Source organism: Vibrio nigripulchritudo ATCC 27043, assembly GCF_000222685.1.
In the GTDB taxonomy this organism is placed as follows: Bacteria; Pseudomonadota; Gammaproteobacteria; order Enterobacterales; family Vibrionaceae; genus Vibrio; species Vibrio nigripulchritudo.
In genome coordinates this window covers 20,010-35,424 of sequence record NZ_AFWJ01000269.1, presented here as the reverse complement: position 1 = coordinate 35,424, position 15,415 = coordinate 20,010, and the positions used below count along the sequence as shown (strand labels likewise).

The window sequence follows — 15,415 nt, the reverse complement described above, 5'->3', positions numbered from 1 at the left end:
ATACAGGTACCTATTGTCGCGGCAAATTTTCTGTTGATCGTAATGGTGATGGAATTCAAACAGTAGACAACGGAAGCTTTGTAGACAGAACAGTTAATCCATATGTTTTGGATTTCGATGGAGACGGGAAAGACGATTACATCAGTTTCGATACAAGTAATCGAAAAAACTATACCTATTCACCTCAGGAGCTAACTACTCAAAGCGTGAAAAAACACTAAGAAATAACATTGATCATTTTCGTTTTGCCGATATAAATAATGACGGATATTTAGATTTCATATCATTGAATTACAACTCGTTTGATATATACCTATATACAGGGACAGACTTAGAGCATTCATACAATCGTGGATTCAACAGACATGGTGAAATAGATCCTTATTTTTTGGATTGGAACGCAGATGGTTATCTAGATTTATATTTCAGAGGAAATATTTATAGGAATGACAGAGGTAACATCGAGTTATCTAATAGTGGAAAAATCAAGGAAAATATATCTAATTTTCACTCTGCTTCAGATGTTAACTCTGACGGCAAAGTGGATTTATTGACAGGTGCTAGGAATGCTGAAAAAAGTATTCAAATTTCTGTGCCCTATGCCCAAGATAAAATCCATAAAATTACCGAAGAAGGGCTGGTTTACTCAATAAGCTATAAACCTGCCTCAGACACAAGCGTTCACACGCAAAAAAGCTACTTTGAATACCCCGTTGTTAACTCAACACCACCTCGATATCTTGTTTCACATGTGAACAAAAAGCCAGACGGCTATAGTGCAACCACCTACGACTACCTGTATGAGGGAGCCAAGTCTCATCGTAAAGGATTAGGCTTTTTAGGCTTTGATAAGATTACGGTCACTGAAACAGGAAATGTGGTCACTAAGACGACTTCAGAGTTTATGGCAGGGCGAGAAGATGCCGCTAATTTTGACTTGAGACAATCGGGTAAGCCCTCAAAAGTACTGATACAGAAAAAGAAAATAGCATCTGATACATTTCATACAGCTAAGGAAACAACCTACAGCTACAGTGCAAAAAGCAAAGATGGTGTTAACGGCGTTAAATATCATCAGGTCTATGCCAGCAGTGTTGAAGTTAAACACTATGACAACCAAGGCACTCACCTTAAAACCACTACCACTACCACGGAAAAAGACAAAAACGGTTTTGGTAATGTGGTTGAAAAAACGACCAATGTAGTGGGTGTTGCAGCTAATTCAGGTTCATTCACAACGAAAGATACATTTGAATATGTGTCTAGTGGTGACGTTGTTAGGTCAAGCTTCTTAAACATAGGTAACTGGTTTGAGCCACGCAAAGTGGTCGAAAAGAAAGAAGGAACATGCTACGACCATTGGGGTTACCCTTACTTTTGCACTTATAATAAAATTTCATATATCAAAGATGATATAGCGCCAGTCTTTAGCCAGTTTACTCATGGAATTGGTAAGTATTGCGGTCCTAATGGCTCAATTTATATTAAGCCCAATGATAAATTTGTACTTATCCATGATGACGTGAGTATTCCACTGCTTATTGAAAAGATGGATTACTACTATAAGCTGAACAAAGAAAGCACTAGCGATACATATTATACCACTGAGCAAAGGGGTGTTTTATCGCCTATTTCTGCTACAGAATTTAAACAGGTTAATGCTCTCAAATGTGGTTCATTAACGTACAGTGATTTTAACGGTGATGGTGTGAAAGACCTATCATCAAATCAAATCAATCATACCGAGATAGTCACCAACTCCGACAGTGAATTCTGGCAAGTCGGAGCCATTAAAAAATCCACCCAGAGCATCACAGACAACACTAGTGGCGACGTAAAAACCACAGTATCGGACTTTGAATACACTGCTAAAGGTCTGCTAAGCAAACAAACCATTACGCCGACGGCTTACCAGTCGGGTGGTGTGTCTGGGCGAAACCTCATCACCCGTTACGACTATGATGACTTCGGTAATATCACTTCTCAAAGTGTTTCAGGTTCTGATCTTGATCTCCGTACAACAAGTACCGTTTATGACAGCAACCAGTTATACATCGACAAAGTGACCAATGCCAAAGGTCACGTGACCGACTACACCTACGATGCATCTGGTCGATTAATTGAAGAAATTGCACCAAATGGGCGAAAGGTAACCTATCAGTACGACAGCTTTGGGCGACTTATCAAAGAAACGCATCCGGGTACCAATAACTTCGTAGCCTACGGATACCTAAGTGCAGGTGCAGAAGAATGTGGGAACGCCGATACCGAAACCCTTCGCTGTGTGAAAACCATACCAAATCAAGGCGGAGAGAGTTGGGTACAGCTGGACTTCGTGGGGCGTGAAGTACGCAGCGGCGTCAAGAGCTTTGATGGCAGAATCGCTTATACGGATACGCATTGGGACCGAAGCGGCAGAAAGACCAGCGTTACCCGCCCATACTTCATTAATGATCCGGTTTACCATGTTGAGTTTGAATACGACACCTTAAACCGAGAGACACTCAAAAAAGAACCAGGCGCGACAGGTGGTCAAACTTTATGGCGAACGAACTACAACGCTTTTACCACAACGTTAACGGATGCACGTGGCTTCGAGCATAAAACCACCACCAACGTTCTTGGGCATATCCTTAAGAAAGAGGAAGCGGTCGGGAAGCCCGATTACAGCTATCAGACGTACACCTATTTCCCAGATGGAAAGCTCAAGTCTTCGGTCGACAGTAAAGGGAACGTAACCCATGTTGAGTACGATAACCTAGGCTACCGTTCAAAACTGGATGACCCAGATTTAGGCGTTTGGGCGTACAAATACAACGCTGCTGGTGAATTACTGGAAAAGACCGATGCGAACAGTGTAACGACCACCTATCGCTACGATTCGTTAGGACGTAAGGTATACCAAAAAGACGGCAGCAACGCCGCTTCAACATGGGTATACGATAGACGAGGCACAGCTTCAATCGGTGCTCTGACGTCCATGTCGGGTCACGGCAGCAACAGCGACTTCTACTACCATGCAAATGGATTGCTGGCAGAGAAAGCCACGTTTGTGGATGGCGACAAGTTCAGTACACTGTATTTCTACGACGATTTTGAGCGCCTAACCCGTGAAGTTCGCCCTAATGGCAAAGACAACTCGGCGACCAATTTGCCTGTTAATTCGAGCGGTGCAACCAACGCGAGTAATAGACTGGCACTAGAGTACGTATATAACCCTAATGGCTTTTTGAAAGAAATCAGAAGCCCATATACTCATGCTGATTTGGCATTTTCCAGCCCTAGTTATCGTGAAGCAATTCAGAAGCTTCTTCAACAATCTTTAGACTTAGCCAAAAGGCACGCTAAGCTTGCTGAGCGATATAATAGACAAAGAATATTTTATAGAAAGAAACGTGATTCATACAATCGTTTGAACACCGCTGAGCCGATTTGGGACGATAGTTCACTCAAATTACTTGAGTCAAAAAATCAAAAGTGGTGCGACGACTACGGTACTTGTTACTTACGTGAAATCCAAGAAAATTGGGTTATTGTGCATGGTGATGTTCCTTTCCCTATAGAGGTTGAGAAACCTGGAAGTTTCTATGAGTTGCAGTCTGAACTGCGAAATATACAAGGAAGAGGCTATGAATACGTAAGTAGTTTTATTAAAACTAACTTAAGTGGTGATGCCATTACGCAGTTAGGGCTTACTAATAAAGGCGATTATTCGTATCTCCTAGAAAATTACAATAGTGAGCAACTATTAAAACTCGATATTGATACTGTAGAAAATTTAAAGTTTACTGCTGAAGAGTTAGAATATGCAGCTGTTATTGCTAACACTGCATATGAACATCACTATGCAATTGCACGAGACCTGATGTTCTTGGTTGGTCGAGTGAATAAGTTACGCTCAGTGCATAAATCGGCAGGTCTAAAAGCCACTGAACATAGTGACCATCTTGAAGCTTTAAAAATGCATTCGCAGTTGGCTGAAAATCATAGTTCTAGTGCTTACCAAATTTATTGGCAACGTCGAGAGTCAGATGCTTACGGGCATACATTGTCTGAAACGCTAGGAAATGGGCTAGTTAATACATATTACTACAGTCGTTCAACAGGCAAGCCAATGATGATAACTACCCATAGGCATGGGCAGGTGTTTCATCATAGATACAAGGATTTGACAGGTAAAAAACACGGATTTATCGGGGCTTCCGATGCCACACGCTGGCTAGACTACCAATACGACGACCACAACAACGTGACCCAACGTTACGACCAGTCGTTAGGCATTCGCGACTACTACACCTACGATGGGCTGGATCGCGTTAAAACCAACAACATCGTCTTCGATAACGGCAGCAGCCATGCGAACGTTACCAAAAACAGTGCGTTCAGCTACGATTCCATTGGTAATATCCTAAGCAAAACAGGGGTTTCGGGCACCTATGAATACAGCAACATTGGGGCAGGTCCTCACGTAGTAACCAAAGCAAACGGGCTAGCTTACCAGTACGATAGTGTTGGTAATATGGTCAGCGCGAAACGCAGTGACAATAGCGTTGAACGAACGCTGCGTTGGACAGCCTTCAACAAGCCAAGCGAGATTACCCGCAACGGTAAAACCGTCACGTTCAGCTACGATGCAAACCACAACCGCTATAAGAAGGTATCGGGTTCCCAAACTACGGTATACATCGACAAAACTTATGAGCGTGTCACCGACGTTGCTACAGGCGAAGTTCAGCATCAGCACTTTGTGTACGCCGAAGGAAAATTGATTGCCTTAAACACTCAAACAGAAAATACCAATGGTGCGATAGTCGATAAACAAGTACGATTCTTGCACTACGATGCGCTAAATTCCGTAGACATGGTTACAGACTTATACGGTTACGTAGTCGACCGCCGCAGTTACGATGCCTTTGGTAAGCAGCGTGATGTGGTATGGCAGTTAGCTGAACGGGAAGATAAACACCGCTACGTTAATCAACTGGCGATCACCAACCGAGGTTACACCGGGCACGAGGAAATCGAAGAAGTCGGGCTGATCCATATGAATGGGCGGGTGTACGATCAAACCCTAGGGCGGTTTGTGAGTGCGGATCCGATCATTCAGGCTCCGTATGTTACGAATAGCTTTAACCGTTATGCGTATGTGATGAATAATCCGTTGAAATATACCGATCCGACTGGTCATTATTGGGAAGATGAAAGTGGTCACGGTGCTACTGGCGAATGTTTGGTTGATGGAACGTCGTATGATGGAATAGATGGCGGTTCTTCACGCTGGGATACAGAAAGCCATAACAAAAGGAATCGTGATAGAGAGCCAAGCACATATCACAAACTTGAACCTGCAATGACACCTATTCAAAAAAGGATGGCGGCAGAATACCAAGCTTCAATCGACTATTTAGTTAATCCTACTTTGAGACAATCACATCACCAGTGGCGTATTGCAAAGCCTATAACTGAGATAAGTGTAGTATTTGTAGTTGAAAAAGGTAAGTTTGTACCAAGTAAGTATGACAAGGTTATTGATCAGTTTTTAGATTCTGGATCTACTAAAGTCATTAATGATAAAGTCTATGAGTTTGTTATTAATCCCAAGAAAGATGTAGTTCCTGATATTGAGGATATTACAAAGAGAATAGATAACTCTGTAATTGGCAAGCCTCGTATAGGAAGTGCTAATAAGCTTCCTGATGGTCAACATGGGTTCAATGACATCATTGATAACTATGCCAGCGATGCCGCAAAGTTTGACATACCAACCAAAGGACCTGGCGGTAAAGTTGTTCGGACATCTGAATTAAGGCAGATCCAAGGTAGTAACAATGGAGTTGATGGTGTTTTTGAATGGATTGTTGATCAAGGCAATGTTACCCACCGACGATTCATACCTGGCGGTACAGTCACTGGCTTACCTAACCAAATTCCGAAGAAATAGGGAGTATTATCATGTTACCAATTAAAATTTTGATAAATTTAGGGTTATTGTGTTGGTCTACTATTCATCTTGGTCTGAAAAAAGGGTGGGTAAGTCGGAAGGACGTTACCGATTATGCAGTAGATCTTCTTATTAATGGCAATGAAAATGAGAATGTTGCGATAATCGCTGGCGGAGATTCCTTGGATGATGATGAGTTTTTTACCCTGGTTTCTAATCATGTTAGACAGCCTGATGATAAAGCTTCCTCTCTTGATAAGTGGAGATTAGCTCACCTTCTTAATATTGCAGAGTCAGATGATAACGAGCAGACTAAGCTTGATCGGCTACAGGAGGTCTATGCGAATTTTGATTACCCAGAAGATATGGCTTCATGCAGCATCTATTCGCAGGATGAAATTGACCCACTTGTAGCTATGATGCAAGTCATAGAAGAATTGAGGAGTAGGCTCACGTAGCGTCAATTTAATGTTACAAAGGAATTAGGCTGCCTAATCTGATCCCGTAAAAATGGACACCGCAATAAGCACATTTATATATTCGAATCTTTCTCGGCTTAATAAAAAATAAAAGGGACAGGCACTTTTAGAAAAATCTTGAGATGTCTTCTTACCGCTTACGCGGAGTTCAAGAATAAGTGGGACACACACTTTCCGAAAAGTCTTGAAGCGCCGTTTTACCGCTTAAGCTGAATTTTATTCGTATCGACGAAATTGAGTGCATTATGTGGAGTATCTGCTGAGAAAGCGGGTGAATATCCCTTATCTCTTTGAATTTTAGGTATGTGAAAACACCAATGTGGCTATTGGCTTAAAAGTTCGAGGTGTGTGGTTTAGCATAAGGGATGTTAGCTATCCGGTAACTGAAAGCCAGATATACGCTTTCGGTTTAACTTCGTCATAACGTGTTTAATGGTAGATTCGCAACCAACGAACGTACCTTTTTCCAGTTGAGTGTAAGCGTTCATCCGAGTCGCTTGGTCAATGCCTAATTGGTTAATGATGGAACGAATACTTGAAGGTGTGTATTTTCTAGTATTTTTTTAACGTAACTACCTCTGATATTTACTTACCATTTCCTCTGTTAATATTTCTTATAATGTAATTCGTATCTGATTTATTTACTTTTATTTTTGAATGGAGTCTTAGGTAATTTTAATATCACTGTATTTACGTTTAAGTAAAGTTAATACTAGTTAAATATTGTTGTTTCAATGTTTTTATTCCTGTTCTTTAAAATCTTAAACCTACCTTTAAAATCTCGAATGTGAGATTTGTTGATAATGTTCACAATTGTAAATTTATGTAAATGCGCTAGGTGAACTTAGCGTGTAGCGTGATGACGTTCCTTGGTTGGAGAGGGCGGTAGCGTGTTTGAAATATCCCTTCCTGGAGTCTTCTTCTGGTTTTAAACAATAGTTAGGTAGAATAATGGACCTATTTAACAAAAACCATCAAAAGGGCAGTGTGTTTTTGCTTCTTGTATTGGTGGGCATTTCTACATTCGGTGTAGCGGTACTCTATGCTAGTAAGAATCCCTTGATTGTCGATGTAAACTCTCCCACTCCTACAGTAAAAAGTGAAGAGAAAAAAAATGATGCGGAACTAATACTTAGCAACGATGTTTCTTTTCCCTCTCCAATACTCGAACTCCAACACTTGGTTGTGAATCAGGAAGAAGAAGTCAGCGACATACTCCCGTTACTGAGAAGCGAATTTGAAGAATACGATACTCCCCCCCCAGAGAACATCAAACGTCTAAAACAAAAAATTCTCGAATATAAAGCGCAACTCGAAACCGTCAGTGGTAATTAAATATGGGTATAAGAATAATGAATAAATGGAATTCTTTAACAATTACAATTTACGCGGCTTTATTGTTTCTACCACTTACTGCCTACGCAAATCAAACCAGCCCGGTATTAAGTGGTGATTTAAATGTTTCTCAAGGTCGTTTGAGTTATTCCATTCCTATTTCAGCACCGATTGGAAGAGCGGGTTTTCAGCCAACGGTTAGTTTAAATTATCGCGACTCGGGAGGCGACGGTAACCTTGGCATAGGCTGGAGCGTAAGTGGAGTATCTTCTATTACACGTTGTGGAAAGAACCTTCGAATCGATGGTGTGAGAGGGCGCATTAATTTTGATGAGAATGATCGCTATTGTTTGGACGGGCAGCGGCTTGTGGCTGTCGATGGCGAATATGGAAAAGACAAAACAGAATACAAACTACGAATCAACGGATTATCCAAAATAATCTCATATGGCACTCAAGGCAGTGGACCCAGATATTTTAAAATTTGGTATAAAAATGGTGAGGTAAGAGAATACGGTAACAGTACGTCATCGAAAGCAACCATTAATAATGGCGCCGATGTTTACAAATGGGCAGTCAATAAACGTACAGACAAAAGCCGTAACAACTATATTGAGTACGAGTACTTTACTGACAATCAGCACAGGATTAAAAATATCACCTACAAGGGCGGTTCGATTCAGTTTAATTATGAAACGCGACCGGATATTAAGTATCACTATTTTTATGGCGAATTGATTAAAAAGTCAGACAGGCTTCAATCTATCGAAACAAAAGTTCTTACCGACAACGTTAGCAATAAATATGAGATAACTTACGAAACTCATGGTGTGAGTGATCAAAGTTATGTTCAAGAGGTGAGGCACTGTGCATTCAACGAATTAGGGGTAGAAACCTGCGCCCAACCTGTCAGTTTTGATTGGGAAATATCGAACTTTCCTACCTACGGTTCTGTGACGGATTCCGGTTATATATCGCCACGTTTTTTTGACAGCGATAGAGATGGTGTACAAGAAATATACGGTGTTAAGCAAGTTAATGGACAGACGATGAATGTAAGTGGGTATGGCGCAACCCACTATAATGTAAATACTTTTACTCTTGGCGGTACAATGGATTCGCCCTCTATTGTGACTGGTACATGTTCAAACCACAGTGCCAGTTTTTACACTGATGCATCTACCGGAAATCTTGTGAATTACTGTGCTGGTTTAGGCATAAATAAAACGAAAGCTGTGGACTTAAATGGCGATGGTTCAAAAGAATTGGTAACAGACGATTGGTTGTATGCTGACATTAATGGCGACGGTAAAGCGGACAGGCATAAGTTTTCTTCCAGCACGCTAAATTATGAAATCTCAGGCGGTCCCACGGGATCACTTGCCGGCACAAGTGGTTTGACCTTCTTAAGCATGAGAGACTTAAATGGTGATGGGTATTTGGATGCGGTCTTCAAAGAGCCAGCGGGCTCCTCTTACAACCTCGTTGTATTTTTATTTAATGGTCACAACTTCACCGCGGGATTACGTTCAGAGCATGAATCTTCACATTATTCAGATACTTCGAACTTACCTAAATTAGCAGCGGATAACTTATCTCTAACCAATATAAATAAAGACCGAAATATCGAGATAGTTAGCGGTAAGGATGTTTATTCTGTATCAAGATTTATACCTGAACATAATAAATTCACCATTCAAAAAATAGGTACTGTAGATAATGGTTTGAGCTACATCCGAGATCTAAATGGCGACGGATGGGGTGATCAAGTCATTAAGCCATCCAGCGGGAATGTACAACTTAAGTACTCGGATTTAAGCGAATCAAATAAGATTACAAGCATTATTGAGTATGAGAAAGAGTATCAAGTTGAATTTTCACTTAACACAAATTTGCGTATTGCTGAAAAGTTTGATTGGCCAATTGTCGACTATCGACCCAGCCAATCCATCGTAACTGCTGTTGTTACAAAGAGAAAAGGTTACCCAAACGCAGACATTTCTGAAAACTACACTTACGAAAATCCACTACGTCATATGAATGGTTACGGGTTTTTAGGGTTTGAAAAAATCATTTTCAGTCGCGGAATTGGTGATAACCGCACTGAAGTAGTTACCAGTTATTATCAAGGAGACCCTTCGTCACTCTTGTTATCTCGGAAGCCAAATAACGTTCAAGTGTTTAAATTGGAACCCTATAATACTAATCGACTTAAGCGCAAAGTGAGCGAAACCACATACACTTACGAATCTACTACCTCTCTCTCTGCCGATTCTGTGTCTTATAATCGAGTCTTTTTAAAAGAATCGAATAAAAAAGAGTATTCGATACAAAAAAACCTATCACAAGTCATTGCTGAAAACCCTGTAATTGCCAGACCCAATCCATTTTTTGGGTATGAAGCACTTTACTACTATTTTCCAGAAGATAGAGAAAAATCTTCGAAAACCACTACATTTTCTTACGATAACTTTGGTCGAATCCAAAATAAAACCGAAACACTCACAAGCCCCAATTTCCCTGACAAATCAATTGTTACAACACTAAGCAATACTTATCTATCGTCTGGGTATTATAAAAATGTAGTGAGTTATCAAAGCTCGGAATCGCTTGCCAGTTCAAACCCGCAACTGGATACCAAGCTTAAAAATTATCCGAATGGCTTTAGCACCAAGTGTGCTGCAAACGGTGATGTGTATTTCAAGCCAAACGCAAAATTTGTGCTCATCCATAGCGATATCGATATCCCACTGATAATTGAGCAATACGATGAATACTACAAATACACCAAGGGTGATGCCTCTAGCAGCGCTGATGGGTTAGTCAGGGTTTCAGGAACCATCAATGAAATATCATCTTCCGATTATGCTCAAGCTTCCGCGACTTCATGTGCTTCATTGCAATATGCCGATTTTAACGAAAATGGTCAGTTTGCATTAGTCACGGAAACCACCACCCATTCGCGATACCAATCAGAAGCCGGCGAGAATTACTGGAAAATCGGTGTGCCAAAAACCTCTATAAGTCGAACCACAAAAGGCAATGGTGAGGATGCGACATTGTCTGAAACGTTCTCCTATAACTCAAATGGGTACTTAACATCTTCCGTATCAACCCCAAGTTTTGATGGGGCGGTTGGTGAAGCTAAATCCGTTACTCAGCGCTATGCCTACGACTCCTATGGAAACGTCATTTCTGAAACGGAAGAAGGCACTGGTGTTAGCGCCAGAACTACTCAAACCGTTTACGACAGCGATGGTTTATTTCCTACCTACACACTCAACGCCAAAAATCATCGAACCAACTTTACTTATGGTCCATTAGGTCGAGTAACAGAGGTAAGCAATCACTCAGGAAGCCGTATAACGAATTATACCTACGATGGATTTGGTCGAGTTGTTTCTGAACAATCCCCAGGTTTGAACAACACCGCTACCACTCAGTATGTATTTGCTCCAAACGACTTGTGTGGAACAAATGTTAGAAGTGAAACTGTCAGTTGCATAATACGCACTTCAGCAACGGGGGAATATCAAATTAGCCAATTCGACTATGCGGGGCGTACACTCAGAACCAGCCATAAATCCTTTGACGGTCGAATGGTGCACATCGATTCATTCTGGGACAACCTAGGAAGAAAAACCGCAGGGACCAAACCTTACTTCGAAGGGCAAACCAATCCGCCTCAAATGACGTTTAAATACGACGTATTGGATCGCGTAATCGAACGAAGCGAGCCTGATGCAAATGGAAACCGCGCACTCTTTAAAACCGAATATCACCCGTATTCGGTTGTCACAACCGATGCTAAGAACATTGAAAGAACCACCAAGTATGGCTTAGATGGCGGGATCGTTGAAAAAATTGAGCCACTCAATGCCACTCAAATTTACCAGTATTACGCGAACGGTAAATTGAAATCGACGTCTGCGATCTCTGCCGGTAAGGCGCCAATTACAACAGAGTTGCACTACGATAACTTGGGGTACAAACAAAAAATGTCCGATCCAGACATGGGCGCTTGGACATACAACTACAACGCATTGGGTGAACTGACTTATCAAAAAGACGCCAATGCCATCGTGACTCAATACCAGTACGATGCTTTAGGACGTAAAGTAAAAGAATGGTCCACCTCCGGCAACCAAGTACAAACGTCCTCTTGGTCTTATGATGCTCGAGTGAAGGGGCAAATCGACTACTTTGAGAACGAAGAAAGCCGAACAGAGTATTACTACGACAGCAGTGAATTGCTGGCAGAAAAAGTTCAAATTGTCGATGGTGAACAGTTCTTCACCCGTTATCAATATGATCAATTTGAACGGCTAATGGGCGAAACTCGCCCCAACGGTGAGGTAGCCACTACTATACTGCCATCGGAAGAAACGCTGAAATTAGAATACGTATATAACGAGCTAGGGTATTTGGCTGCAGTAAGAAGCCCTAAGACCAACGCGGATGATGTTTTTACCAGCGAGAAATTCCGAACTGATGTTAAGAAGTTACTTGATCTTGCCATTGCACAGGCTGATAAGTACCTGAGTAAAGCAGAACGGTACGCTAATCAAAGCCACTTTTATCAGGCAAAAGCGCAGGAATATCTAGCTAAAACCATCAATGTGCATAGCCTTGACTCTGAATCATTGCGACTAGTCGGCGACAGTAAACGCTTTAAGCAATGGTGTGATTCTAATGGTGTGTGTTATCTGATCCCAGCAACTTGGGTGATACTACATGATGACGTCTCGATCCCGCTTGACGTGAAACTAGACGGCTTATTTCGCTTAAACTCAGAACACGTGAATTCAATTCCAGGAGAGCGTCAGTACAACGCGCAACTGCTTGCGGTTTCAGGTATCGATGTGAACTCGGCTGAATTTACCCAGCAACATGACTTTGTACTAAAAGACATGAATGGCGACGGTATTGATGAACTCATTAGTCGTGACAGCATTTATCTGAAGGCAGATTCCACCACGCAAACAGAGCTGTACTATACAGCAGACGATTTGCAATATGCTGCAGACACCGCCAATACCCAATACAAACATTACACCATTTTGGCAGACAGGTTACTAAACTTAGTGGGTAGGGTAATTGAGCTTAGCGGGGTGTATTGCCAACGTGTAAATGATCTTGCAGGTGGTCTAAATGACCTTACTTCTGGTACTCGATCTTCATGTGAAAATGAGGGCGGAGTGAGCCAAGCAGATCATTTAAACACCATCCTAACCAATGCCGAATTGGCGGCAACAGGCAGTGATTCTGCTTACGTGTACTACTGGCAACGTCGTGATACTGATGCCTACAACCACACGCTTTCAGAAACACTGGGTAACGGCTTAGTGAACACCTATCTTCACAATGTAAACACAGGCAGAGCCAATTGGATAGCGACACATAAAGGTTTTGATGTGTATGACGACTCAGCCTATGACGGAACGCGAAGTGTAGGTCGTAATATCAGGCAGTTGGAATACCATTACGACAAACACAACAACGTTACCTATAGGCGCGACAGTGAATTAGGGATAACCGATCGTTACAGCTATGACGAGTTGGACAGAGTCATCAGCAACAGGATTGCCCTCGATTCGCCAACAAGACACATCGCAGGAAACCCCGATCTACAACCCTTGTATGAGTACCGCTACGATGCAACGGGCAATTTAATCACCAAATCAGATAGTGGCAAGGGCGTATACCAATATAACTCGTCGAAAGCGCATGCTGTTACGGAGGCGAATGGGCTTCTTTTTGAATATGACGCTGTCGGCAATATGGTGAATGCAAGGCAAGCAACAGAAACATCGCCAAATGTTTTCGAAAGGCAAATCGATTGGAATGCGTTTAATAAACCCACATCCATTACGCGCAATGGAGCAACAGTTCAATTTAGGTACGACGCGAACCATAGCCGATTCTTAAAAGTATCAGGTACCCAAACCACCGTTTACGTCGATAAAAGCTATGAAAGGGTGACCGATAGTGCTGATAATTCAGTTCAGTTTAACCACTTTATATACGCCGACGGCAAGCTGGTGGCACTCAATACTCAAAAGGTAGACGGGGAAGGCAAGCTTAAAGAGAAGGATATACGATACCTTCACTACGACGCGCTGAATTCAGTGGACATGATCACCGATGGCTACGGAAGAGTGGTAGAACGTCGAAGCTACAGCGTGTGGGGTAAACAAAGATCGGTGATTTGGCGTGAAGATTCTATCGTACAGCACCCGATCACTAATCGAGGCTACACTGGGCATGAAGAAATTAGCGAGATTGGTCTTGTCCATATGAATGGGCGGGTTTACGACGAATCTTTAGGGCGGTTTTTAAGTGCAGATCCGTATATCCAAGCCCCTTTCTTAACCAATAGCTTTAATCGCTATAGTTATGTGAACAATAATCCTTTGAAATACCAAGATCCAACGGGTTATTGGTGGTGGGATGATGATGACGATGATAGTAGTGACAATAGTGTTGAACAAACTGACAGCGTGTTTGTAGACGAAACTATTGTAGAGCACGATCTGATTAACGATACGACCCACACGGTAACAATACCAGTGTGGAACGATAGTGATGATAGCAATCATTCGAATACTTGGGTTCAAGACAACGACAATAACAATAACAATAACAACGATACGTCACCACCGCCGCCACCGCCACCGCCACCGCCACCGCCACCGCCACCGCCACCACCGCCAGTGGATCCGGATTTGAATTTGGAGCCTAAAAAGTCATCGGGGTGGTTTAGCGACCTCGAAAGCGTGTTGGATACGGTTAATGAATCGTTAGATTATGCTGGTCAAATTCCAGGATTAGGAATTGTCGCGGATTTGGCAAATGCAGGGATATATGCGGCTAGAGGGCAATATGGTAATGCCGCTATATCTGCGGCTGGAGCAATTCCTGGAGTAGGTAATGCTGCGACGGGTGCACGCATAGCAAATCGAATTGCCAAACGAGTGACAGGAGCCTGTTCTTTTGTCGCTGGAACGGTGATTGCGACTTCGGTTGCTGCAACGCCAATAGAGGACATTAAAGTTGGCGACAATGTTACCGCACGACCAGATACCGCTGAGCAAGTGGTTGAAGAAAAGCCAGTTAATGCGGTGTTCCAAGAAGACCATCCATTTGTTTTAACACTAAAAGTGAGCGGACCAGATGGCAGTGAAGTGATTACCACTACGCCTGAACATCCATTCTATGTGGATGGAAAAGGCTGGGTTGATGCTGCTGCACTTCAACCGGGTTACGCATTGACTACAATTAATGGCGAGCCTGTAATACTTGAAGATATTCAAGTCGATAATACCCCTTCCGTTGCCTACAATTTCGAGGTAGACGAATATCACACCTATGCCGTTGGCGAAAATCAGGTATGGGTGCATAATGTTTGTGATATCAGAATGAAAGGTCACGGAAATGCGAAAAGAACAACAGGTAGTACCGATGAAATAAAAGTAGCTGTTTCTAGAGCAGGATATGATAAAAAGAGCCTCGAGTGTGCCAAGTGCAAGCTGGAAACAAGTATTAAAAACAGAAAAGCTGAGCAGTTGAGGAAAAAACCAGACGCAGCGCATACGAAGAGAATAAATTTTGAGCGTGATCAATTAGATAAAGTAAATAGACGACTTAAGGAACTGTGAGT

5 protein-coding genes and 1 pseudogene are annotated in these 15,415 nt (G+C 42.2%); all 6 read left to right on the top strand.

Features of this window, described 5'->3' with window-relative positions:
- Positions 1-221: hypothetical protein (locus tag RH89_RS29980; RefSeq protein ID WP_004405607.1), on the top strand; the 221-nt coding region annotated here is incomplete at its 5' end.
- An 8-nt stretch (positions 222-229) separates the two neighbouring features.
- Positions 230-412, top strand: a pseudogene (locus RH89_RS30695) (FG-GAP-like repeat-containing protein); the annotation flags it as partial.
- A gap of 138 nt (positions 413-550) precedes the next feature.
- Entirely contained in the window at positions 551-5,941 is a 5,391-nt protein-coding gene (locus RH89_RS19290; RefSeq protein ID WP_139063318.1) for an RHS repeat domain-containing protein, read from the top strand.
- An 11-nt stretch (positions 5,942-5,952) separates the two neighbouring features.
- On the top strand, positions 5,953-6,399 hold the full coding sequence (locus RH89_RS19285) for a DUF2247 family protein (protein WP_004405605.1): 447 nt from the start codon (positions 5,953-5,955) through the stop codon (positions 6,397-6,399).
- 972 nt (positions 6,400-7,371) lie between these two features.
- Positions 7,372-7,755, top strand: a complete 384-nt coding sequence (locus RH89_RS19280; RefSeq protein WP_004405603.1) for a hypothetical protein — start codon at positions 7,372-7,374, stop codon at positions 7,753-7,755.
- Between the two features lie 17 nt (positions 7,756-7,772).
- A complete protein-coding gene (locus RH89_RS19275) occupies positions 7,773-15,413 on the top strand; it encodes a polymorphic toxin-type HINT domain-containing protein (protein WP_004405602.1) in 7,641 nt (2,546 codons plus the stop codon).
- Positions 15,414-15,415: the final 2 nt, after the last annotated feature.

Excerpts from the sequence above, each read along its gene's own strand:
- RH89_RS19285 (WP_004405605.1), top strand. The coding sequence starts at position 5,953 with ATGTTACCAATTAAAATTTTGATAAATTTAGGGTTATTGTGTTGGTCT.
- RH89_RS19280 (WP_004405603.1), top strand. The coding sequence starts at position 7,372 with ATGGACCTATTTAACAAAAACCATCAAAAGGGCAGTGTGTTTTTGCTT.
- RH89_RS19275 (WP_004405602.1), top strand. The coding sequence starts at position 7,773 with ATGAATAAATGGAATTCTTTAACAATTACAATTTACGCGGCTTTATTG.